We start from the raw sequence: 23,502 nt of genomic DNA on the forward strand, positions 1-23,502 counted from the left end.
CCGCCGGCCGCGGGGGCGTCGGTCGCGGGGGCGTCGGTCGCGGCCGGGGGCGCGGCGTTGGTGTCGGCCGGAGCGGGTTCGGCGGTGGTGCCCTGCTCTCCCGAACACGCCGCGACGGCGACGCCGACCCCGGCCAGCGCGGCGGTGCCGATGACGCGACGACGAGTGACGTTCAGGTCCACTGTGATGCCCTTCATCTGGGTTACGGGGGTTGTCGTACACAGACAACCAGCAGCCGGGAGTGGACCCGCACGCTTGATCGGCTTTCTAAGGATTAATTAATCGTGGTCAGAGCCCTCCAAGCCCCAATTCGCGGGCGATGAGGAGCCGCTGGATCTCGCTCGTGCCCTCACCGATCTCCAGAATCTTGGCGTCGCGGTAGAAGCGGCCGACGGGGTACTCGTTCATGAAGCCGTAGCCGCCGAAGATCTGGGTGGCGTCGCGCGAGTTGTCCATCGCGGCGTTCGAGGCGACCAGCTTGGCGATGGCGGCCTCCTTCTTGAACGGCAGGCCGCGCAGCATCCGGTCGGCCGCGTGGTAGTAGGCCAGGCGGGCGGTGTGGGCCCGGACCTCCATGTCGGCGACCTTGAACTGCATCGCCTGGTAGTGGCCGATCGGGTGGCCGAAGGCGTGGCGCTCGGCGACGTACCGGACCGACTCGTCGACGCAGCCCTGGGCCAGGCCGACCGACAGGGCGGCGATGGCGATCCGGCCCTCGTCGAGGGTCTGCAGGAACTGGGCGTAGCCCCGGCCGCGCTGCCCGAGGAGGTTGGCCGCCGGGACCCGGCAGTCGGTGAACGACAGCTCCCGGGTGTCGCTGGACGACCAGCCGACCTTCGAGTACTTCTCGGAGACCACCAGGCCGGGAGTGCCCGCCGGGACGATGATCGTGGAGATCTCGGGCTTCCCGTCGGCCCGCCGCCCGGTGATCGCGGCGACCCCGATGAAGCCGGTGATGGCGGTGCCGGAGTTGGTGATGAACGCCTTCGACCCGTTGATCACCCACTCGCCGCCGTCGAGGACGGCCGTGGTCCGCATGCCGCCGGGCACGTCGGAGCCGCCGCCCGGCTCGGTCAGCCCGAACGCGCCCAGCAGCTCGCCGGCCGCCAGCTTCGGCAGCCATTCGTCCTTCTGCTCGGGGGTGCCGAAGCGGTGCAGCGGCATCGCGCCCAGCGAGACGGCGGCCTCCAGGGTGATGGCGACGCTGGAGTCGACCCGGGCCAGCTCTTCGAGCGCCAGGCACAGGGCGAAGTAGTCGCCGCCCATGCCGCCGTGCTCCTCGGGGATGGGCAGCCCGAACAGGCCCATCGCGCCCATCTTCCGGACGATGTCGTAGGGGAACTCGCCCTTCTCGTAGAGGTCGCCGATGACCGGGGCGACCTCGTCGCGGGCGAACGCCTCGACGGTCTTGCGCAGGTCTTCGTGGTCTTCGGAGAGCATGCTCACTCCTTCGTGAGGGCGCGGACCACCGCGCTGGGGCTGGGGCGGCCGAGCTGCCCGGCGAGCCAGTGGCTGGTGGCGGCGAGCGCGGGGAGGTCGACGCCGTGGCGGACGCCGAGGCCGTCGAGAAGCCAGACCAGGTCTTCGGTGGCGAGGTTGCCGGTGGCCGACTTGGCGTAGGGGCAGCCGCCGATGCCGCCCGCGCTGGCGTCGATGACGGTGATGCCGTGGCGGAGGGCCTCGACGACGTTGGCCAGGGCCTGGCCGTAGGTGTCGTGGAAGTGGACCGCGAGCGGCCGCTCCCGGGGGAAGGCGTCGAGCAGCGCGCCGACGTGCCCGGCGGTGGCCACGCCGATCGTGTCGCCCAGCGACAGCTCGGCGCAGCCGAGGTCGAGCAGCCGGCTGCCGACGTCGACGACCTGGCCGATCGGGACCGGCCCCTCCCACGGGTCGCCGAAGCACATCGACACGTAGGCGCGGACCCTGAGCCCGTTCTCCCCGGCCCGCCGGACCACCGGGGCGAACATGTCGAACTGGGTCTTCAGCGACCGGTTCAGATTGCGCTGGGCGAAGGTCTCGGTCGCGCTGCCGAAGATCGCGATCTCGGTGCAGCCCAGTTCGAGCGCGCGGTCGAGGCCGCGCTCGTTCGGCACCAGCACCGGATAGCGCACCTGGTCTTTTCGGTGGACGACCTTGAGCAGCTCTTCGGCGTCGGCGAGCTGCGGCACCCACTTGGGATGGACGAAACTGGTCGTCTCGATGACCTTCAGGCCCGCCGCCCCGAGCCGGGTGACGAACTCGGCCTTCACCTCGACCGGCACGACCGTCTTCTCGTTCTGCAGCCCGTCGCGCGGCCCGACCTCGTAGATCGTGACCTCGTCGGGCAGGTTCTCGATCTTGTACGTCATTCCGGCGCCTCCACGATCGCGAGCACCTCGTCGAGGGCGACCTGCTGGCCGGCGCGGACGTTCACGGTCACGACGCCGGCGATCGGGGCGGTGACGGTGTGCTCCATCTTCATCGCCTCCACGATCAGCAGCGGCTGCCCCTCGGCCACCCGGTCGCCCTGCGCGGCCTTCACGACCAGGACCGTCCCCGGCATCGGACTGCGCACCGCGCCGTCACCCGCCTGGGCGGCGGCCGACCGCTCCTCGATGGGCTCATGCTTGGTGATCTTGTACGTCCGCCCTCCGGCGTGCAGCCACAGCGTCGCGCCGTCGCGGGCGGTCGTGAACCGCCTGGTCACCCCGTCGCCTTCGGGCGCCTCGACGATCTCCCCGCCGACCTCCAGCAGGTGGGCCGCCGGGCGGTGCCGGCCCAGCCGCCAGCCGTCGGGGATGTCCCACGGGTCGTCGGAGGCCGCCACCGGGGTGAAGAGGCGGGCCGCCTCGGCCAGGACGTACCCGGGGACCGCCGGTTCGGCCGGGTCGAGCTCGCGCTCCACGAGCCCGGTGTCGAGCACGCCCTGCCGGACCCGGGGGTTCTCGACGAGCCTCTGGAGGAAGCCCAGGTTGGTGGTCACGCCGAGGATGACCGTGTCGTGGAGCGCCCGCTGGAGCTTGGTCAGGGCCTCGTCTCTCGTGGGCGCCCAGGCGACGACCTTGGCGAGCATCGGGTCGTATCCCGTGCCGACCACCCCGCCCTCGGCGATGCCCGAGTCGAAGCGGACCGCCGGCTCCGCCAGCTTGAGGATGCGACCGGTGCTCGGGAGGAAGCCGCGCGCGGGGTCTTCGGCGTAGACGCGGGCCTCCACGGCGTGGCCGTCGAGCCGCACGTCGTCTTGGGTCAGCGGCAGTTCCTCGCCCGCGGCCACCCTGAGCTGGAGTTCGACCAGGTCGAGACCGGTGACGAGTTCGGTCACGGGGTGTTCGACCTGGAGGCGGGTGTTCATCTCCATGAAGAAGAACTCGCCGGTCGTGCCGTGGACGATGAACTCGATGGTGCCCGCGTTGACGTAGCCGACGCTGCGCGCGGCCTCCACGGCGGCGGCGCCCATCTTGGCCCGCGTGGCCTCGTCGAGCAGGGGCGAAGGGGCCTCTTCGATGATCTTCTGGTGCCGGCGCTGCAGGCTGCACTCGCGTTCGCCCAGGTGGACGACGTTGCCGTGGCTGTCGGCCAGCACCTGGATCTCGATGTGGCGGGGGCTCTCGACGTACCGCTCGATGAGAAGGGTGTCGTCGCCGAAGGCGGCGAGGGCGGTGCGCGCGGCCGAGGCGAGGGCGTCGGGCAGTTCCTCCTTCGAACGGACCAGCACCATGCCCTTGCCGCCGCCCCCGGCGGACGGCTTGATCAGCGCGGGGAAGTCGCCGAAGCTCTCCAGGTCGGCCGACGCGCCCGGGACGACCGGGACCCCGGCGGCGGCGACGGTCTCCTTGGCGCGGATCTTGTCGCCCATGGCCTCGATCACGGCGGCGGGCGGGCCGACGAAGACGATGCCGCTGTCGGCGCAGGCCTGGGAGAAGCGCGTGTTCTCGGAGAGGAAGCCGTAACCGGGGTGCACGGCCTGAGCGTTCACCTGGAGAGCGGCCTGGATCACCTCGTCGGCGTTGAGGTAGCTCCCGATCTTCACCGCCATGTCGGCTTCGTCGGCATGAGTCGTGTCGCCCTCGGTGTGGACGGCCACCGACCGGATGCCCAGGCGGCGCAGCGTCTTGATGACACGGAGGGCGATCTCGCCCCGGTTGGCGACCAGAACGGTGTCGAACATGGGCCTCACATCCGGAAGACGCCGTAGCCGACCGGCTCCAGCGGCGCGTTCGCGCAGGCCCCGAGGGCCAGGCCGAGGACGGTCCGGGTGTCGGCGGGGTCGATGACGCCGTCGTCCCACAGGCGCGCGGTCGAGTAGTAGGGGTTGCCCTGCGATTCGTACTGGGCCCGGATCGCCTCGGGATCGGCGTCGCCGACCATCGACAGCACGGTCGCGGCCTGTTCGCCGCCCATGACCGAGATGCGGGCGTTGGGCCACATCCACAGGAAGCGCGGCGAGTAGGCCCGCCCGGCCATCGCGTAGTTGCCGGCCCCGAACGAACCGCCGACGACCACGGTCAGCTTCGGCACCCGCGCGCAGGCGACGGCGGTGACCATCTTGGCGCCGTGCTTGGCGATGCCGCCCTGCTCGTAGGCCTTGCCGACCATGAACCCGCTGATGTTCTGCAGGAACACCAGCGGGATCTCGCGCCGGTCGCAGAGCTCGATGAAGTGGGCGCCCTTGAGGGCCGACTCGGCGAACAGGATGCCGTTGTTGGCGACGATCCCGACCGGATGCCCGTGAATGCGCGCGAAGCCGGTGACGAGGGTCGGGCCGTACTCCTGCTTGAACTCCAGGAACCGGCTGCCGTCGACGATGCGGGCGATGACCTCGCGCACGTCATAAGGGGTGCGCGGGTCGGGGGGCACGATGCCGTAGAGCTCCCGGGGCTCGTATTTCGGCGCCTCGGTCTCGGCGCGCTCCCACGCCTTCTTCCCGGGGGCGAAGGTGGCCACGATGTCGCGGACGATGCGCAGCGCGTGGGCGTCGTCGTCGGCCAGGTGGTCGGTCACCCCGCTGATCCGCGAGTGGACGTCGCCGCCGCCCAGTTCCTCGGCGGTGACCTCCTCCCCCGTCGCGGCCTTCACCAGGGGCGGCCCGCCGAGGAAGATCGTGCCCTGGTTCCGGACGATCACCGCCTCGTCGCTCATCGCCGGGACGTAGGCGCCGCCGGCCGTGCACGACCCGAGGACCGCCGCGACCTGCGGGATCCCCTTCGCGGACATGGTCGCCTGGTTGTAGAAGATCCGGCCGAAGTGCTCGCGGTCGGGGAAGACCTCATCTTGCTTCGGCAGGAACGCGCCGCCGGAGTCGACCAGGTAGACGCAGGGCAGACGGTTGTCGAGGGCGACCTCCTGGGCGCGGAGGTGCTTCTTGACGGTCATCGGATAGTAGGTGCCGCCCTTGACGGTCGCGTCGTTGGCGACGATCACGACCTCACGGCCGCTGACCCGGCCGACGCCGGTGATGATCCCGGCCGCCGGCGCGGCGTCGTCGTAGAGCCCCGTCGCCGCCAGCGGCGAGAGCTCCAGGAACCGCGCGCCGGGGTCGAGCAGCGCGTCGACCCGGTCTCTGGGGAGGAGCTTGCCGCGCTCGACATGCCGGATCCGCGACCGCTCGGGCCCGCCCCTGGCGGCCGTGTCGAGCCGCTCCCGCAGCTCGGCGACGAGCCGCTCGTTGACCTCGGCGTTCTTCTTGTACGGCGCCCCGCCCGGATCACCCGAACTGGACAGAACCGGCCACACCTGTCGGCCACCTCCTCCGTCGTCTCCGCGCCTCACGTTAGTCGCCATTAACATAGACGTCTACCATGGGGGCTTGTGACCACACCTACCCGGAACAGGCGGGCCGAGATCCTCGACGCCGCGGCGGCCCTCTTCGCCGAGCGCGGCTTCCACGGGGTGTCCATCGAGGAGATCGGCGCGGCGGTGGGGGTGTCGGGGCCCGCGCTCTACCGCCACTTCCGGGGCAAGGAGGCGCTGCTGACCGAGATCCTGCTCGACATCTCGGGCCGGCTCTCCTCAGCCGGCGCCTCCGCTGCGGCTCTGGATCCCTCTCAGGCGCTGGACGTGCTGGTCAGGGGCCACATCGAGTTCGCCCTCGGCCATCCGGAGCTGATCCGGGTGCACGAGCGGGAACTGCACAACGTGCCCGAGGCCGACCAGCGGGCCATCCGCCGGCTCCAGCGCCTCTACGTCGAAGAGTGGGTGGGCGTGGTGCGCGACCTTCATCCGGGGTGCGCGGTGGCCAGGGTGCGGGCCGCGGTGCACGCCGTGTTCGGGCTGCTGAACTCGACGCCCCGGAGCGTCGGAGAGCTGGGGCGCGACGAGATGGCGGCGGTGCTGGAGGTCATGGCCCGGACGTCGCTGCGGGCTGCTGTTAGCGACCGTTAACACGCGCCGGGCCGACGCCTTTACAAAGTAGATTTCTTACGTGCGAGTCACGAAGTCGGTGAGCATCCGCACCCGGTCGGCGTGCTTGTCATGGGCGATGATGATGGGCGGCTCGTTGTAGGCCATCGCGTCGGACGACCGGCGGAGCTTCACATACTGGCCGCAGGCGTCGATGGCGTAGGGCTCCATGTCGTCCTGGAGGGCGCCGATGACGGTGATGCCGTAGGTCTCGCCGATGCGGCGGAACAGGGCGACCGCCTCGCGGCGGTGCTCCTTGCCGAGGTTGCGGCCGAGCTCGTCGAGGACCAGCGTCAGGTGCTTGCCGCCGCTGGAGGCGATGGCCGCCGCGCAGACCAGCTTCACCGCCTTCTCGTCCATCAGCGCCGTGTTGGCCCGGCGGTTGTAGGGCACGTAGCCCTGGCCCTCGCCGCGCTTCCACTTCGGGACCACCCGCCACGACCAACGCTGCTCCGGGTCGGCCGGGGCCGCAGGGACGGGGAAGTCGAGGGCCGCGCCGTAGCCGCCGTAGCCGGTGTCGAGGCGGTCGAACTCCTCGGCCACCCGGGTCAGGCGGGCGCGGATGGCCTCGGTGAGGGTCGCGCGGTGCACGGCGGTCGACTGGGCGGCCTCCTCGGCGCCCCTCGTGGCGGCGGCGAGGTCGCGGCGGCGGGTGGTGATCTGGGTCTCGATCTGGCGGCGCTGGTGGCGTTCGTACTCCTCCTGGGCGCGCAGGTAGGAGCCGAGCGCGTTGCACACCGCCTGGAAGGTGGCCAGCTCCTCGGCGGCGCGGCCGTCCTTGCGGGCGGCGATGAGGTAGGCGAGTTCCTCGGGCATCTCGTCGCCGTCGTCGAAGGTGCCGCGCAGGGCGGCGTCGAGGTGGCGTTCGGCGGCCCGCCACCATTCGTCGGCGGTCAGCTCGTCGGCGGCGAGCCATTCTTGGGCGCCCTCGACGGTGCCGCCCCAGTCTCTGACCAGTCGGTCGAGCCCGAGGGCGGTCCGCTGGGCCTCGATGCGGGCGGCGCCCGCACGGGCCTCGTCGCGGCGGGCGGTCAGGGCGTGGCGGCGGCCGTCGAGTCGGTCGGCCTCGACGTCGCGGGTGCGGGCCCTGAAGTCGAGCGCGCCGACCTGCTCCTCGGCGGCGTCGAGCGCCGGGGTGAGCTCCCCGGCGGCCGCGGTCAGCTCGGTCAGCCGGTCGCGCTGGGCGTCGAGGCGGGTGGCGAGCTCCGCCAGCCGGTCGGCGGCCTCGGCGCCCTCGACCCGGCGCTCGGCCGCGGTGACGCCGTCTTCGGCCCTCCGCACGGCCGAGGCGGCGGCCTCCTGCGCCGCGACGGCCCGCTCGACCCGCTTGGCGGCGGCCTTGACGCGGGCGTCCCGACCGGTGACCTGGGCTTCGGCCATGCCCACGACGGTCACCCCGGACGAGGAGACGACGACCGACCCGGGGAAGCCGGCCAGCGCCTTCGCGGCGGCGTCCATGTCGGCGGCGTCGACCACCACGGCGTCGCGGGCGGCGGCGTCGCGCGCGTGTCCGGCGACATCGGCCGCACGGGTGCCCGCGCCGCCGACGGAGTCGCGGATCTGATCCGGGCTGTGGGCACCGGTGGCGGTGCCGCGAGCCTCAGCGGGGCCGTCGCCGAGCGCCTCGGTGACGGCGGCGCGGGAGCGATCGGCGGCGAGCGCGGCCGATCCGGCCGGGGCGGAGTGACCGCTGTCGCGGGCCTGTTCCGCCACGTCGAGGGCGTCGAGGAGGCCGGCGGCGGGGATGCCGGCCAGGCCCAGCGCCGTGAGCTGAGCGGCTGCCGGGCCGTTCTCGGCGTCGCGGAGGGCGGCCTGGGCGGTCTCGTGTTCGCGGTCGGCGACGCCCAGGGCCTTGAGGGCCTCGGCGTGGACCTTGCGGGCCTCGGCCAGTTCGGCGCGGGCCCGGGCCGGGTCGCGGCCGTCGGCGCGGCGGCGCTGCTCCTCCAGGGCGGGGATCTGGGCGCGGAGCTGGTCGGCGGTGTTCTGGGCGACCGCGCGTTCGGCCTCGACGCGGGCGGCGCTCGCCTGGATGGCGGCCAGTTCGCGGCGGGCGGTGGCCAGCGCGCGGTCGAGCGAGTCGTCGCGCAGGGCGGCGATCTCGGCTTTGACCTCGGCGATCGCCGACTCGGCCGTCTCGGCGGCGGCGTCGAACTCGGCTCGCTGCGCGGCCAGGGTGCCCTCGGCCTCGGCGGCGTCGGCGACCCGGCGGGCCAGACGGCCGCGCCAGTGCTTCAGGGCGTCGGCCAGGCGTTCGCGGGCCTTGTCGCGGCGGTCGAAGGCGGCGAGCAGGTGACGGGACTCGTCTTCGAAGTCGGCCAGGCGCTGCTGGGCGTCTTCGGCCCGGACCCGTTTGGCGTGTTCGTCGCGGCGGGCCTCGCGTTCCTGGTCGAGCTCGGCGTCGAGGCCGGTCAGGGCGGCGATGGCCTCGAAGATGCGGTCGGGCGAGATCTCGTTGAGGGGCTGGGAGAGCAGGTTGGTGGCGACCTTGCTGCGTACGGACGTGGAGAGGAACGAGACGCACCTGACCCGGTCGCCGTAGAGGACGCGGGTCAGGTCGCGGGCGACGACGTCGCGCCGCCCCGCGCTCTTGGGCAGCCCCGACCAGATGACGTCGGCGTGGGTGACCCGCTCGGCCTCGGAGGCGGCGGTGGCCAGGTGGACGCCCTCGGCCCACCGCACCTCCAGGTGCGGCGCCTCCTGGTTGACCCGCACCCACACGGTCACCGGCACCCCGGCCGACGGCACGTCGAAGACGCCGACGATGTAGCCGTGGTCGGCGCTGGCCCACTGCTGGTCGCCGTGCGCGGCCAGTTCGGCGTTGAACAGCAGCTCGGAGACGGCCTTCGCCCCCGAGGCGAACCGCCACTGCTCGTCGCCGAGCAGCGCCGTGATCGCGGCGATGAACGACGACTTCCCGGCCCCGTTGGAGTCTTTCGGCCCGGCCCCCGCCACGACGACGAGCGTGCCCGGCACGATCGGGACGGTGTGGGTCGACAGCCGCGAGATGTTGACCGCCTGCACCGCGACCAGCACCCGGTCGCCGACGACGTTGTCCTGCGCGGCCCGGACCGGCCGCACGTCGTCGATCGGCACGACGACCTGGAACAACCCGGAGGCCCCCGGCTCCCCCGGCTTGTCTCCACTCAGATCGACGACCTCAGTCATCCCATGCCCTTTCCGAACCGAACAACCCGAAGACCTCCCCGCGACCGGCGCCCGGCACAAGGAGCCCACCCGCCCGCGACCGGCGCCGTCGACGGACACCCCATGGCCGCCTCGCCGGAAGCTCCGCCCGAACGCGCCGCCCGCGCCGGAACACCGCGCATCAGGCTCCCCCATCCAGAGCCGCCGACTCGTGGAGCTCCACCAGCCGGGAGACCGCGCATCAGGCTCCCCGGTCCAGGGCCGCCGACTCGCGGCGCTCCACCTGCCGGGAGACCGCGCATCATGTTTCCCCGTCCGGGCCCGCCGGCTCGTGGCGGCGGCGTTTGGCCCGGATGGCCACGGCGAGGGGCGTCTGCGGGCCGGCCGCGAGGATGAGCTCCTCCTGCAGCCGCGCCCGCGCCGCCCGCGTCAGCCGGTGGAACTGCGGGCCCGGCACGTAGCCGCCCGCGCCTTCTTCGTTCGTCTTCTGCTGGGCGATCAGCCCCGCCTGCCGGAGCGACCGCAGCGCGGCCTCCAGCTCGCCGATGGGCAGCAGGGTGCGGCGGCGCAGCTCCTCGGTCGCGACCGGATACTGCGACAGCCAGGTGTCCTCGCCCAGCAGGCCCTCGGCCCGGGGGATCGCCACCGAGTGGACCAGCACCAGCGCCAGCACCGCGCGCTCGGCCTCCGGCAGGGAGGTGACCCGGTAGGCGTCGGTGTAGCCGGAGATCCACGCGTCGCGCCGCTGCTGCAGCACCCGCCCCCGGCGGGCCAGCATCTCCATCAGCGCCCGCCGCAGGGCCGGATCGCGCAGCGCGGCGAACCGCGCCTCGTGGACCGGCTCGGCCGCCGTCTCGACCGCCACGAACGCGGCCACCAGCTCGGCCCGGCGCCGCTCGTCGAACGCCCCGAGCAGGTCGCCGAACTCCTCGGCCCCCTCGTCGCGCGCCTCGACGACCGGCGTCACCTCGCCCGACGGCGCGGGCGCGGCGATGCGCCGCATCAGCTCCCGCAGCTGGACGTGGCCGTCGGCGGTCCAGAGCACGCAGCGCGGCCCGAGCCGGAGGGTCCCGAACCCGGACAGCACGATCCAGCCGGTGTCGTGGAGCCGCCGCAGCGCCCCCACGGCCCAGCTCCGCACCGAGTCGTCGGTCCGCCCGACCATGGTGCGGTAGCAGGCGAGCACGTCGTCGACCGCCGCCCACACCCCCGGCCACGGCTCGGCGTCGAGGTCGGCCCAGCACATGCGCAGACAGCAGGCCAGCACGCGCCGGGTCTCCCCCGCCCGCTCCACGGGCGCGGCGGCGACCTGGTACTCCTCCAGCAGCGATGGCGACGCCCCGTCGGGCCACACGGGCACCCCGACCTCACCGACCCGGACGAACCCGGGCGGCACGGAACCGGCCAGCTTCACCAGACCCGAGGAACGCGCCTCGGCGTGCAGCTCACCCACGCGACCGGCCCCCCGATCCGCCGGCGAACGAAGCCCGGCCGCATTCCACGAGAGGCGACCGGTCACACCGGCCGGCCGTGCGACAGCCGGCTCGGGTGCCCCGGAGGGCCGGCCGTCGGCCGGTTCCACCGCCCACGAGACGCGACCGGTCACACCGACCGGAAGATTCAACGTCACCCATCGGTCCGCTCCAACCGGCCGTGCGACAGCCAGCTCGGGTGCCCCGACGGGTCGGCCGTCAGGGTGTCGGACCAGGCCAGCCGGTAGGGCGCTTCGGGATGCAGGTCGGCCGACGCCAGGTCGGCGAGCACGCGGCGGATCGTCGACCAGTCGCCCGTCAGCACCTCTTCGAGCGCCACGGCGTCACGCTCGCCGAGCAGTGCTTCGGCCACCTCCGTGAACCGCCCGGGAGCGTTCGCCGCCAACGACGACGACGCGCCCTCGTCGGGGAGGGCGGAGCGTGGCGGCGCGGGGCGGACGGGAACGGGCCGGGGGGCCTCGTCGACCGCGCGGACGATCGCGCCCGGGTCGTGCCACGGCGCGGCGGCGTCGAAGACGAAGCCCTCCAGCACCGCGGCGAGGCGTTCGCGGGAGGCCGTCTGGGCGAAGGTGCGCCACGTCTCGGCCGGGAGGAGGGTCAGGTTGCGGGTCGTGCCGGCCGAGTCGGCCAGGCGGCCGGCCGCGCGGCGGGAGGCGTCGCTGTAGGCGTAGATGGCCGAGCGGAGGTCGGTGCAGACGCGGTCGAGGTCGGGCCAGCGGGTCAGGATCGTGGTGTGCAGGCTCTGGGCGCGGCGGGCGATCTCCTCGGTGCCCCACAGCTTGGGGGCCTGTTCGCGGAGCTCCTCGATGGTGCCGGTCGTGAGGGTCACGAGTTCGAGGGCCCACAGGCGGAAGGCGCGGGCCAGCATGTCGGCCGAGCGGCGGGCCTGCTCCATCGTCGTGCGCGGGCCGGCGACCGTCAGGTCTTCGAGGGCCAGCAGGCGGTGCATCTCGCTCTGGCCGCCGTCGTCCATCATGCGGCGGATGAACATCAGGCCGACGACCGACGTGAACGACGCCCGGTAGCGCAGCTGGTTGGGCTTGGGGAACACCTCGCGGATCGCGCCAAGGCCGCGCAGCACGCGGAGCCGGTTCTCGAACTGCTCGACCGGGTGGGCGCGGCACGCGTGGCGCATCTGCTCGTGGGTCAGCCACTCTTCGCCCGCCTCGGCGAACGCCGCGAACAGGGTCTCGGCGATGTCGACGAGCGCCGGGTCGTCGACGACGGCGCCGCTGTCGCGGGCCAGGGCGGCGAACATGCGGCGATAGGTGACCAGCACCGCCTCGTCGGACAGCGCCGAGTCGAGCGTCTCGGGTAGCACGCGCCCCACCGTAGGGCACCCCTCCGACATTCCGTGTTCCTAGGATCGTTCCGTGAACGATCCATGGCCGAGACGGGCCGCCGCGCAGCTCCTCGACCGGCCCCGCACGACCGTCCCGGAGCTGGTGCGCGCCCTCCTGGCCGTGCAGGCGCAGGATGCGAAGGCGGCGGCGCTGGCGCTGCGCGCCCGGGGCGCCGGGTTCACCAGGGCCGACGTGGAGGCCGCCCTCCAGGCCGGGGAGATCGTCCGGGCGTGGGGGCCGCGCGGCACGCTGCACCTGATCGCCGCCGACGACCTGCCGTGGCTGCTCTCGCTGACGCGGCCCTCGACCAGCACGATCGCCCGGCGGCTCGCCCAGCTCGGCGTCACCGGCGACGACCTGGCCGGGCGGGTCGAGAAGGCCACCTTCGGGCAGGGGCCGCTCACCAAGGCCGAGCTCGGCGAGCGGCTCCGCGTCGAAGGCCAGGCGATCATCCATCTGGCCGCGCTCGCCGCCGAGCGGGGGCGGCTGGTGCTCGGGCCCGACAGGGGCGGCAAGGCCACCTATGTCCACGCCGCCGACTGGCTGGGCGCGCCGATCGCCTTCGAGCCCGACCGCGACAGGGCCCTCAGGGAGCTCGGCTCGCGGTACGCGCGCGCCCACTCACCCGCCACGCCCGAGGACCTCGCCCACTGGTCGGGGGTGAGCCTGAAGGACGCGCGGCGCGCGCATCACGACGTACCGGAGAAAGAGCCGTGGGAAGGCACCAGGCTGCTGCCCGCCTTCGATGAGTTTCTGCTCGGCTGGAAGGAACGTGCCCCGATGACCGTTCCAACGGCCACGATCGCCCCCGGCGGGGGAATCATCCGCCCGGCCGTTGTCAAGGACGGCGTGATCGTCGGAACGTGGTCACTCGGCGGAAACGGCGGCGAAATTCCCGTCGATCAGGAAATCGCGGACATCGCGAATTTCCTTCACATCACCAGCAAATAGCCGCCATATCCCAATGCCACCACTGACACCACGAAAAACAGAAACACCCATAATGCACCGGGGACCCGCGTCAGCCGCGCGAGCTGGTCGGCGTCGGAGTCGGGGGCCCGGCCGCGCCGCCGCTTGCGCTGGAGTTCGAGGATGGGCCGCACCCCGCCGAGCATGAGGAACCAGGCCGCGCCGTAGGCCACCACGCCCTGGATGTCGGGCGTCGCCAGCCACGACACGCAGAACACCGCGCCGCCGACGGCCAGCAGCGAGACCACCCCGAACACGTTCCTGATCAGCAGGAGCATGCAGGTGAGCAGCACGAGCACCAGCCAGAGCAGCAGCGTCACGTGCCCGGCGTCGGTCAGCCACGCGGCGCCCAGCCCCACGAGCGAGGGGGCAATGTAGCCGGCCGCCGCCGTCAGCACCATGCCCGGACCCGTCGGACGGCCCCGCGTCAGCGTCACCCCCGAGGTGTCGGAGTGCAGCCGGATGCCGCGCAGCTTGCGCCGGGTCAGCACCGCCATCAGGGCGTGCCCGCCCTCATGGGCGATCGTGATCAGGCCGCGCGACAGATGCCAGGTCTGCGGATAGGCCACGATGCCGAAGGCCACGACTCCCGCGACCGCGATCACCCACAGCGGCGGCGCCGGATGGGTGTCGATGAGCTGGTTCCAGAGGGCTTTCAGGGGGCCACCTTTTATCGAGGCAGATTCAAGGCGCGAGCCACAGCCGGCCTCCGGCCGTCAGCGTCTCGCTTTCCAGGCAGATTCACAGCGCGAGCCACAGCCGGCCTCCGGCTGTCAGCGTCTCGCTTGGGGCAAAGCCTAGGGGGTTGGGCGCCTCAGAGGATTGATCCGGGTATGGAGGGATAACGTCACCCTGTGGCAAAGCTGCGAATGCGGACCTGGATGAGACGAGACGCCTCCCCCGAGGCGTCGATGGACCCCCGTAAGCCGGAAGAGGTCCTGGTCAGACAGAGCGTCATCGACAACGCGATCTATCTGAACGGGCACCGGATCGACTCACCCCTGTCCCTCGCGGGCGCGTTCGCCTCCCTGCGCGCCCATCCGGGGTCGATGGCGTGGATAGGTCTCTATCGCCCCGAGGACACCGAACTGCTCAAGGTCGCCGAGGAGTTCGGGCTGCACGACCTCGCCATCGAGGACGCCATCGTGGCCCACCAGCGGCCCAAGGCCGACCGCTACGGCGACACGCTGTTCATGGTGCTGCGGGCCGCCAACTACCTCGACGCCGAGGAGGAGGTCGCCTTCGGCGAGCTGCACATCTTCCTCGGCCCCGACTTCGTGATCACGGTCCGCCACAGCGAGGCCCCCGACCTGTCGCTGGTCCGCAAGCGCATGGAGAACGACCCCGACCTGCTCCGCCAGGGTCCGCAGGCGGTCCTGTACGCCATCCTCGACACCGTCGTCGACGCCTACGCCCCCGTGGTCGCCGGCCTGCAGAACGACATCGACGAGATCGAGGTGCAGGTCTTCGGTGGCGACCCGGCGGCCCCCCGGCGCATCTACGAGCTGTCGCGCGAGGTCATCGAGTTCCAGCGGGCCACCCTGCCGCTCACCCAGATGCTCGACGGCTTCATCCAGCACGCCCCCAAGTTCGGCGTCGACGAGGAGCTGCAGAGCTACCTGCGCGACGTGGCCGACCACGCGATCACCGTCACCGAGCGGGTGGCCGGGTTCCGGCAGATGCTCCAGGACATCCTGATCGTCAACTCCACCCTGGTCAGCCAGGCCCAGAACGAGGAGATGACCAAGCTCACCGGCGCCAGCATCGCCCAGGGCGACGAGGTCAAGAAGATCTCCGCCTGGGCGGCCATCCTGTTCGCCCCGACCCTGGTCGGCACGATCTACGGGATGAACTTCGACCACATGCCCGAGCTGCACTGGACCCTCGGCTACCCGTTCGCGGTGCTGCTCATGGGGTGTGTCTGCCTGACGCTCTACATCGTGTTCAAGCGCCGCGACTGGTTGTGAATCATGTCGACACGTCCGACTATCGAGATATATCTTTGAGAATATCTAGATAGTCGGAGGTTTAGTCATGCCCGCTCCCCCCATACCGTCGCTCCTGCAGGTCAGGCGCGGCAACGTCCGGGCGGCGCTGCTCGCGCTGCTCGCCGAGGAGCCCCGCAACGGCCACCAGATGATCGAGGAGATCTCCCGCCGCAGCGGCGGGCTCTGGCGGCCCTCCCCCGGATCGGTCTACCCGTCGCTCCAGCAGCTGGAGGACGAGGGCCTGGTCGCGGCCGGGGAGTCGGCGGGCGCGCGCGTCTACCGGCTGACCGACGAGGGCCGCGAGGTCGCCGGCAGCCGTACCGGACCCGAACCCTGGACCGAGGTGGCCCAGGGGATGACCGAGGACCGCCACGAGATGCGGCTGCTCTGGGGTCAGCTCGCCGAGGCGTTCATCCACCTCACCCAGGTCGCCACCGACGAGCAGGTGGCCCAGACGAAGAAGCTGCTGAAGACCACCCGCCGCGAGATGTTCCGCATCCTGGCCGGTGACGACGACGAGGAAGGGGATCGATGAACGCCGTCGAGGTCACCGGGCTCGAGAAGTCCTACGGCAAGGTCGACGCGGTCAAGGGCGTCAGTTTCGAGGTCGCGCACGGCGAGGTGTTCGGCTTCCTCGGCCCCAACGGGGCCGGCAAGTCGACCACGATCAGCATGCTCTGCACCCTGATCAACCCCACCGGCGGATCGGCCCGGGTCGCCGGTCACGACGTCGTCAAGGAGCGCGACGAGGTCCGCCGCAACATCGGCCTGGTCTTCCAGGACCCCACGCTCGACTCCTATCTCACCGCCGAGCAGAACCTCCGCTTCCACGCAGAGCTCTACGGCGTGCCCCGGTCGGTGGTGGACGAACGGCTTCGGCAGGTCATGGAGATGGTGGCCCTGTGGGACCGCCGCGACAGCAAGGTCCAGACCTTCTCGGGCGGCATGAAGCGCCGCCTGGAGATCGCCCGCGGGCTCCTGCACTCCCCCCGCGTGCTGTTCCTCGACGAGCCGACGGTCGGGCTCGACCCGCAGACCCGCTCGGCGATCTGGGGCTACATCAACGAGCTCCGCCGGACCGAGGACATCACGATCTTCATGACCACCCACTACATGGACGAGGCCGAGTACTGCGACCGCATCGCGATCATCGACCACGGTGAGATCGTCGTCATCGACTCCCCCGAGGCGCTGAAGGCCAGCGTGGGCAAGGACCGGGTGCAGATCCACACCTCCGACGACCAGGCCGCCATCGCGGCGCTGAAAGAACGCTTCGACGTCGACGCCGGCGTCCACGACGGCGCGGTGACCTTCGCGGTGGCCTCAGGAGAGGAGTTCGTGCCGAGACTGTTCGCCGAACTCGGGCTGCCGATCACCGGGGTCAGCGTGCATCGGCCGACGCTCGACGACGTGTTCATGAACTACACCGGCTCGACCATCCGCGACGCCGAAGAGGAGTCGGGCGGGATGAACCAGATGATGAGAGCGAGGCTGCGCCGATGACAGCGACCGAGATCGCCGCGGTACGGCTGCCCACGGGCGGCCTGGCCCACGACGTGCGTGCGGTGAAGGTGGTGCTGCGCCGGGAGATGCTGCGGTTCGTCAACGACCACACGCGGCTGGTGTCCTCGCTGGCCCAGCCGATCCTCTTCCTTTTCGTGCTCGGTACGGGTCTGGGCTCGATCGTGAAGAACGCCATCCCCGGCCTGGACTACCGCACCTTCATCTACCCCGGCGTGCTCGCCATGACGGTCATCACGACGGCCATGTTCTCGGCCGCGTCGATCGTGTGGGACCGCGAGTTCGGGTTCCTGCGCGAGATGCTGGTCGCACCGGTCAGCCGGGGCGCGATCGTGCTCGGCAAGTGCCTGGGCGGGGCGCTCGTGGCCACCGCGCAGGGCGTGATCATCCTGGCCATGGCCGGGCTGGTCGGGGTGCCCTACGACCCGGTGCTGATCGTCACGCTGCTGGCCGAGATGCTGCTGGCGGCGTTCACGATCACCGCGTTCGGCACGCTGCTGGCCGCCGGGATGAAGAACATGCAGACGTTCTTCGGCATCATGCAGATGGCGATCATGCCGATGATCTTCCTGTCGGGCGCGATGTACCCGCTGGCCAACCTGCCGGCCTGGCTGCACGTCCTGACGGTCATCAACCCGCTGACCTACGCGGTCGACCCGATGCGGGAGGCCGTCTTCGGTCACCTGACCGTGGACCCCCAGGTCATGGCGCTGCTGAACCCGGGCATCAACTGGTTCGGCTGGCGGCTGCCGGTCTGGTTCGAGCTGGTCATCGTGGCGGTGATCGGGTTCGTGCTGCTGCAGCTCGCCATCGCTCGCTTCCGGCGTACCGAGTAGTTCTTCGCGCGAAAGAGCCCGGGACGCGTGGGGTGTCCCGGGCTCTCTCAGGTGCGGGTGTTACTTGACGAGCACCCAGTCGGACTTGCTGTTGCTGGGCTTGGTGTCCTTGTCGCCCGCGAAGACGACGCGCCAGTCACCGGTCTTCTTGGCCGTGGCCGTGGTCGAGAACTCGCCCGAGCCGTCGGTCCAGGCGGTCTTGACGTAGGTCCACTTGCCGGACTTCGCCTTGAACCAGACGGTGACCTTGCCCTCGTAGCCGTCCCAGCGACCGTGGTCCCAGGTCTGCAGCTCACCGACGAGGGAGAGCTTCTTGCCCTTCTTCACCGGTTCGGGGGAGGCGTTGAAGTCGACGACGCGGCTGGCGGCGTCGGGCTTCGGCGGCCTCGGGCGGAAGACGGTGACCTGGTCACTGCCGCTGCTCGAACCGTGGGTGAAGCCCCGGACACCGTCGTACTCGGCCTTCCACCAGCCCGACTTGAGGGCCTTGACGCGGACCGCGAAGTCACCGCGCCAGTTGGTGCGGTCCCAGGCGACGGTCTTCCAGCGGAAGGAGCCCCTCTCCTTGAACAGGATCTTGACTCGCTGGTCCTTCAGGCCGTCGGGGCCCTTCGGGCCGAGGATGAGCAGCCGGCCCGAGACGGTCAGCGCGGAGCCGAACCTCGCCGGCTCAGGGCCGGCGCCGAACCTGACGATGTCGGTCGACCAGACCTGCACGACGCGGAAGCCCTTGGAGGCCTCGGTGGTGCCGGAGGCGTTGCCCGCCTTGATGGCGAGCGTCCAGTCGCCGGCGGCCTCGCCGCGGCCGAACTGGTAGGTGCCGACGTACTTCTTGCTGGTGGTGATGGTCGGCACGTCGGCCTTGTCGAGCTTGAGCGGCACCGCGGCGCCGCCCTTGGGCGTGATCGTTGCGGTCACGTCCGTGGCGATGTTCCCCGCGATGAAGGAGAACGTCGCGGTGACCTTGTCACGGCTGGTCACGACCACGGGACTGGGGTTGATCGTGATGTCGGACACGGTCGGCTTGTCCGCCGTGGCGGCGTTCGCCGCGGTGCCGGTGGCTAATCCCACCGACGCCACTGCCGCCGCGAGAATCACGGCGCTGATGCGTTTCAACATGCGGGTGTTTTCCTTCCCCGTGTGTGTCGAACGCGACGTGAGGGTGCCGCGCTTTCTGCCTTTCTAGTAGACGGCTTTTGCGGCGGAATGGTTTGATCTCCTGACATGTTGTGATGAAAACTTGTCAAATCGGGCCGGACTGCGCAAGGGGCAGGACGGCACGCACGAGGTGACGACATAATCGGGCATGTGGCGCGGGACACTGTTGAGACGCATTTCGCCGAGGTCGTCGGGGCGCTTCGCCCCCCGGCTGCGAAGGGAGACCCGGAGCGTCCAGTCCGTCCCGGTTCACCACTGACCGGCAGACAGGCCAGAAGGGTGTACGACGCCCAGCTGGCCAGCCGCCTCTGCGACGTGGCCGCGCGCTGGATGCGCGAGAACGAGCTGGGCCACTACACGATCGGCTCGGCCGGCCACGAGGGCAACGCGGCCGTCGCCTTCGCGCTGCGGGAGACCGACCCGGCGCTGCTCCACTACCGGTCGGGGGCCTTCTACCTGGCCCGGTCGTCACAGGCGGGCCGGGTGGCCAACGAGGGCCTGCGCGACATCCTGCTCGGCCTGGCCGCCTCGGCCGAGGAACCGATCGCGGGCGGACGGCACAAGGTCTTCGGCCACCCCTCGCTCGCGGTGATCCCGCAGACCTCCACCATCGCCAGCCACCTGCCGCGCGCGGTCGGCGTGGCGTTCGCGATCGAACGCGGCCGCCAGCTCGGCGTCTCCAGTGCGTGGGCCCCCGACGCGATCGCGGTCTGCAGCTTCGGCGACGCGTCGGTCAACCACGCGAGCGCCCTGTCGGGGTTCAACACGGCCGCCTACGGCGCCTACCGGGGCCTGTCGCTGCCGATCCTCTTCGTGTGCGAGGACAACGGCATCGGCATCAGCGTCCGGACCCCGCCCGGCTGGGTCGAGGCGTCACGGCAGTCGCTGATCGAGTACTTCACCGCCGACGGCTCCGACATCGCCGAGACCTACGAGGTCGCGCGGAAGGCCGCGGCCCACGTCCGCGAGAACCGGTCGCCCGCCTATCTCCACCTGAAGACGGTGCGTCTGATGGGCCACGCGGGCTCCGACGTCGAGATCGGCTACCGCACCCGCCGCGAGATCGCCGCCGACCTGGCGCACGACCCGCTCGTGGCGACCGCGGCGCTCCTGGTCGAGGCCGGCCTGGAGACCCCCGACGGCCTTCTCTCCCGGTACGAGGCCGAGCGCGACCACGTCCTCAAGCTCGCCGCGGAGGCGGGCCGCCGGCCGAAGCTGACCAGCGCCCGCGAGATCATGGCCCCCATCTCCCCCCGCGACCCGCAGCGCGTCGCGACGGAGTCGGCCCACGCCCCGAAGGGCCGGGAGGACCTCTTCCGCGTCCTCCCGGAAGACGAGGGACGCCTCACCCTGGCCCAGGCGATCAACCGGACCCTCGCCGACCAGATGCTCGACGACCCCGGCCTGATCGTCTTCGGCGAGGACGTCGCCCGCAAGGGCGGCGTCTACGGCGTCACCCGGGGGCTGGTCCGCCAGTTCGGCACCGAGCGCGTCTTCGACACCCTCCTCGACGAGCAGGCGATCCTCGGCCTGGCCCTGGGCTCCGGCGTCTCCGGCCTGACCCCGGTTCCCGAGATCCAATACCTGGCCTACCTGCACAACGCCCTCGACCAGATCCGCGGCGAGGCGTCGACGCTGAGCTTCTTCTCCCAGGGCGCGTACCGGAATCCCCTGGTCGTCCGGGTCCCCGGCCTCGCCTACCAGAAGGGCTTCGGCGGCCACTTCCACAACGACAACTCCGTCGCCGCCCTCCGCGACATCCCCGGCCTGGTGATCGCCGCCCCGGCCCGCCCCGACGACGCGGCCGCGATGCTGCGCACCTGCCTGGCCACCGCCCGCACCCAGGGCACGGTCTGCGTGTTCCTCGAACCGATCGCGCTCTACCACACGCGCGACCTGTTCGACGAGGGCGACAACGGCTGGCTGGCCCCCTACGCCCCGCCGTCGCGGTGGGCGGAGACCCATGTCCCCGTGGGCCGCGCCCGTTCCTACGGCGACGGCCGCGACCTGACGATCGTGACCTTCGGCAACGGCCTGCGGATGAGCCTGCGGGCGGCGGTCCGGCTGACGCAGGAGGAGAAGAGCTGCCGCGTCCTCGACCTGCGCTGGCTGTCTCCGCTGCCGATCGACGACCTGATGCGCTCGGCCGAGCTGACCGGGAACGTGCTGATCGCCGACGAGACGCGCCGGACGGGCGGCGTGTCGGAGGCGATCGTGACGGCGCTCGTCGACAACGGCTTCACCGGCCGGATCGCCCGCGTGACCTCGCAGGACAGCTTCGTGCCCCTGGGCGCGGCGTCCGACCAGGTGTTGCTCGGCGAGCAGGAGATCGAGCACGCCGCCCACAAACTGCTCTCCTGAGCGCCTCAGCGCAGGGTCGAGCCCGCTCTGCCCTTGTGGACGCGAAGCTGGGCCGGGATCCTGACCCGCAGTTCGGCGACGTGGCTGACCACGCCGACCGCCCGGCCTCCCTCGCGCAGGGAGTCGAGGATGTCGAGGACGTCGTCGAGGGTCTCCTCGTCGAGGGTGCCGAAGCCCTCGTCGACGAAGAGGGTGCCGATCTCCGCGCCGCCCGCCTCGGCCGCGACCACGTCGGCCAGGCCGAGCGCGAGGGCCAGTGAGGTGATGAAGCTCTCGCCGCCCGAGAGGGTGGCCGGATCGCGGTCGACGCCGGTCCAGGCGTCGAGGACGCGCAGGCCCAGCCCGCCGCCCGAGCGGCCGCGGTGCCCGGCCGTCTTCTTCACGTCGTACTGGAGCAGGTAGCGGCCGTCGGACATGTGGGTGAGGCGTTCGTTGGCGGCGTCGGCGACCTGGCGGAGGCGTTCGCCGAGGACGTAGGACGACAGGGGCATGTCCCACTGGTTGTCGGAGGAGGTGCCGTTGGCGAGTTCGGCCATCCGGCGGGCCAGCCGGTGGCGGCGCTCGGCCGGGGCGCGGCGGGCCTGCGCCTCGGCGAGTTCGGCCGCCAGCGCCGTGAGCTGGGTGAGGCGGGCGACGGCGCCGTCGCGGGCGGAGACCTGGACCGACCGGGCCGCGTCGGCCTCGTCGTGGGCCCGCTGGAGGGCGGGGAGGTCGGGCGGGGGCTGGTCGGCGGCGGCCTTCAGTTCGGGGTCGGCGAGGGCGCGGACCACGGCGGCCAGTTCGTCGCCCAGTTCGCGCAGGCGGGCGCCCATCTCGTCGATCTCGGCCGGGGTGCGGCGGGCGGCGGCCAGGTCGTCGAGGCCGGTGAAGCCCGCCTCGACGGCGGCGGCCAGCGCGGCGTTCTGGGCGGCGGAGAGTTCCCGCCTGGCCTCGTGCAGGGCCTCGGAGACCTCGGCGGCGTGGCGGTAGGCCTCGGTCTCGGCGCGGAGGCGTTCGACCCGCTCGTGGATGGAGGCGTCGTCGCCGCGCAGCCGGTCGAGGCGGGTCGTGAGCTCGGACTCCTCGTGGGCGAACCGGCCCCGCGCGGCCCGGGTCTCCATGAGGAGCGTGGCGTCGGCGCTCTCTTTGACCTTCAGGTCCGCGACCTCGCGGGTCAGCTGCTCGGCGCTCTGCCGGGCGGCGAGGCGGCCGTCGAGGACGGCGGTGAGCTCCTCGACGGCCTGCCGCGTCTGGGCCAGGAGGCCCTGCGCGGCCGGGACGTCAGGCCAGACCGCGGGGTCGATCGGATCCGCGGGCTCCAGGCGGGTGCCTCTGGTCGTGGCCGCGACCTGGCGGCGGGCGTCCGCGAGCAGACCGGTCAGGGTGGTCGTCGTCGTCTCCGCCGCCAGGGCCCTGCCGATCGCGGTCGCTTCGGCGGTCAGGCTGGTGCGGCGGGATGAGACCGTTTCGCCCGGGTCGAGCGCGGCGGACAGGCGGACCTCGATCCGCTCCTCCTCGGCGCGGGAGGTCTGCTGCCTGGTCTGGAGTTCGCGCAGGGCGAGGGCGGTCTCGGCCTCCGCCTCGCGGACGTCGGCGAGGGCCGTCTCCAGGCGGTCGACCTCGTCGCGGTGGACGGGTTCGCGGGCGGCGGCGGCCTCCAGGGCGGCCAGGTCGGCTCGCGCCTCCTCGCGGGCCTGTTCGGCCTCGGCCGGGGACAGGCCGTCGGCGACGTCGGCGGCGCGTTCGTGCCGGCCGCCCAGGCTCGCGACCTGCGACTCGGCCGCCTCCCTGGCCGACTGGGCGGCGTCGGCCTCCGCCTGGGCGGCCTCCTCGTCGTCGGCGGTGGCCATCTCGGACAGCGGCTCGGCCGGAGCGGGGTGGTCGGGGGAGCCGCAGACCGCGCACGGGTCGCCCTCGGCCAGGCGGGCGGCCAGTTCGGCGGCCATGCCGTCGATCCTGGCCTGGCGGATCTCGTGGAGGCGGTCGACGGCCGACTGCGCGGCGTCGACCGCGATCCGGCGGGCGTCTTCGGCCATCGCCAGTTCGGCGGCGAGTTCGTCGCGGCGGATCACCGCTTCGAGCCGTTCCTCGGCCGCGACCAGGCGCGAGCGGGCCGAGGGCAGGGCGGCGGCCTGTTCACGGCAGGCGGCCAGGCGGGCGGCGGCCTCGGCCAGGAGGCCGGGCAGGGTGGTCAGGCGGTCGGCGAGTTCGGCCTCCACGCCCGCTAGGCGGGCGGCCTCGACCTCGGCGGCCTCGCGGGCGGCTCGCAGCGCGGCCAGGCGCGACTCCTCGCCGTCGAGGGCGTCGAGGCGGGCGAGTTCGTCGCGGCGGT

The 23,502-nt window shown here is 72.0% G+C and carries 19 protein-coding genes; 8 read left to right on the forward strand and 11 right to left on the reverse strand.

From position 1 onward, the window contains the following. From FDA94_RS37225 to FDA94_RS37245, 5 genes are all read right to left on the reverse strand, one after another. Positions 1 to 197 (reverse strand): twin-arginine translocation signal domain-containing protein (locus FDA94_RS37225; RefSeq protein WP_137251727.1); only part of this gene is annotated, 197 nt, incomplete at its 3' end. A 91-nt stretch (positions 198 to 288) separates the two neighbouring features. Then, complete coding sequence (locus tag FDA94_RS37230; RefSeq protein ID WP_137251728.1) at positions 289 to 1,440, reverse strand: acyl-CoA dehydrogenase family protein; 1,152 nt, start codon at positions 1,438 to 1,440, stop codon at positions 289 to 291. A 2-nt stretch (positions 1,441 to 1,442) separates the two neighbouring features. After that, entirely contained in the window at positions 1,443 to 2,348 is a 906-nt protein-coding gene (locus FDA94_RS37235; protein ID WP_137251729.1) for a hydroxymethylglutaryl-CoA lyase, read from the reverse strand. Beyond that, positions 2,345 to 4,147, reverse strand: a complete 1,803-nt coding sequence (locus FDA94_RS37240; RefSeq protein ID WP_137251730.1) for an acetyl/propionyl/methylcrotonyl-CoA carboxylase subunit alpha — start codon at positions 4,145 to 4,147, stop codon at positions 2,345 to 2,347. The genes FDA94_RS37235 and FDA94_RS37240 overlap by 4 nt, the downstream gene beginning before the upstream one ends. A 5-nt stretch (positions 4,148 to 4,152) precedes the next feature. Next, on the reverse strand, positions 4,153 to 5,712 hold the full coding sequence (locus tag FDA94_RS37245; protein ID WP_246060360.1) for a carboxyl transferase domain-containing protein: 1,560 nt from the start codon (positions 5,710 to 5,712) through the stop codon (positions 4,153 to 4,155). A 75-nt stretch (positions 5,713 to 5,787) separates the two neighbouring features. Here FDA94_RS37245 and FDA94_RS37250 point away from each other — a divergent pair, with 75 nt between their 5' ends. Then, on the forward strand, positions 5,788 to 6,360 hold the full coding sequence (locus tag FDA94_RS37250; RefSeq protein ID WP_137251732.1) for a TetR/AcrR family transcriptional regulator: 573 nt from the start codon (positions 5,788 to 5,790) through the stop codon (positions 6,358 to 6,360). A gap of 36 nt (positions 6,361 to 6,396) precedes the next feature. Here FDA94_RS37250 and FDA94_RS37255 read toward each other — a convergent pair whose 3' ends face one another. The 3 genes from FDA94_RS37255 to FDA94_RS37270 all read right to left on the reverse strand — a co-directional run bounded on the left by FDA94_RS37255 (position 6,397) and on the right by FDA94_RS37270 (position 12,336). After that, positions 6,397 to 9,543, reverse strand: coding sequence for a coiled-coil domain-containing protein (locus FDA94_RS37255; protein WP_246060361.1), 3,147 nt, complete (start codon positions 9,541 to 9,543; stop codon positions 6,397 to 6,399). Between the two features lie 280 nt (positions 9,544 to 9,823). After that, a complete protein-coding gene (locus FDA94_RS40880) occupies positions 9,824 to 10,975 on the reverse strand; it encodes a hypothetical protein (RefSeq protein ID WP_246060362.1) in 1,152 nt (383 codons plus the stop codon). Positions 10,976 to 11,148: 173 nt separating this feature from the next. Then, a complete protein-coding gene (locus tag FDA94_RS37270; protein WP_246060363.1) occupies positions 11,149 to 12,336 on the reverse strand; it encodes a hypothetical protein in 1,188 nt (395 codons plus the stop codon). Positions 12,337 to 12,388: 52 nt separating this feature from the next. Between FDA94_RS37270 and FDA94_RS37275 the strand changes: the two genes are divergently transcribed. Continuing rightward, positions 12,389 to 13,309, forward strand: coding sequence for a winged helix DNA-binding domain-containing protein (locus tag FDA94_RS37275; protein ID WP_137251734.1), 921 nt, complete (start codon positions 12,389 to 12,391; stop codon positions 13,307 to 13,309). Here FDA94_RS37275 and FDA94_RS37280 read toward each other — a convergent pair. Further along, entirely contained in the window at positions 13,291 to 13,986 is a 696-nt protein-coding gene (locus FDA94_RS37280) for a M50 family metallopeptidase (protein ID WP_062429143.1), read from the reverse strand. The two genes, FDA94_RS37275 and FDA94_RS37280, sit on opposite strands and share 19 nt — an antisense overlap. 195 nt (positions 13,987 to 14,181) lie before the next feature. Between FDA94_RS37280 and FDA94_RS37285 the strand changes: the two genes are divergently transcribed. From FDA94_RS37285 to FDA94_RS37300, 4 genes are all read left to right on the forward strand, one after another. Further along, positions 14,182 to 15,294, forward strand: coding sequence for a magnesium and cobalt transport protein CorA (locus FDA94_RS37285; RefSeq protein ID WP_246060364.1), 1,113 nt, complete (start codon positions 14,182 to 14,184; stop codon positions 15,292 to 15,294). A 67-nt stretch (positions 15,295 to 15,361) separates the two neighbouring features. Beyond that, the gene (locus tag FDA94_RS37290; RefSeq protein ID WP_137251736.1) at positions 15,362 to 15,850 is read left to right on the forward strand and encodes a PadR family transcriptional regulator; all 489 of its coding nucleotides are present in this window, start codon (positions 15,362 to 15,364) and stop codon (positions 15,848 to 15,850) included. Beyond that, positions 15,847 to 16,818 (forward strand): ATP-binding cassette domain-containing protein, encoded by a 972-nt coding sequence (locus FDA94_RS37295; protein ID WP_137251737.1) that lies wholly within the window; start codon positions 15,847 to 15,849, stop codon positions 16,816 to 16,818. The genes FDA94_RS37290 and FDA94_RS37295 overlap by 4 nt, the downstream gene beginning before the upstream one ends. Next, positions 16,815 to 17,672: an ABC transporter permease gene (locus FDA94_RS37300; RefSeq protein ID WP_137251738.1), complete on the forward strand. Its 858-nt coding sequence runs from the start codon at positions 16,815 to 16,817 to the stop codon at positions 17,670 to 17,672. Before FDA94_RS37295 ends, FDA94_RS37300 begins: the two co-directional genes overlap by 4 nt. Positions 17,673 to 17,732: 60 nt before the next feature. Here the strand turns inward: FDA94_RS37300 and FDA94_RS37305 are convergent, their stop codons facing one another. Beyond that, positions 17,733 to 18,590 (reverse strand): hypothetical protein, encoded by an 858-nt coding sequence (locus FDA94_RS37305; protein ID WP_137251739.1) that lies wholly within the window; start codon positions 18,588 to 18,590, stop codon positions 17,733 to 17,735. Positions 18,591 to 18,612: 22 nt separating this feature from the next. Between FDA94_RS37305 and FDA94_RS37310 the strand changes: the two genes are divergently transcribed. After that, positions 18,613 to 18,858, forward strand: a complete 246-nt coding sequence (locus FDA94_RS37310; RefSeq protein ID WP_137251740.1) for a hypothetical protein — start codon at positions 18,613 to 18,615, stop codon at positions 18,856 to 18,858. A 251-nt stretch (positions 18,859 to 19,109) separates the two neighbouring features. After that, entirely contained in the window at positions 19,110 to 21,191 is a 2,082-nt protein-coding gene (locus FDA94_RS37315; protein ID WP_246060365.1) for a thiamine pyrophosphate-dependent enzyme, read from the forward strand. 5 nt (positions 21,192 to 21,196) lie between these two features. Here the strand turns inward: FDA94_RS37315 and FDA94_RS37320 are convergent. Further along, positions 21,197 to 23,502 (reverse strand): SbcC/MukB-like Walker B domain-containing protein (locus tag FDA94_RS37320; protein WP_281286698.1); only part of this gene is annotated, 2,306 nt, incomplete at its 5' end.

Origin of the sequence: Herbidospora galbida, from assembly GCF_005233835.1 — a bacterium.
GTDB lineage: Bacteria > Actinomycetota > Actinomycetes > Streptosporangiales > Streptosporangiaceae > Herbidospora > Herbidospora galbida.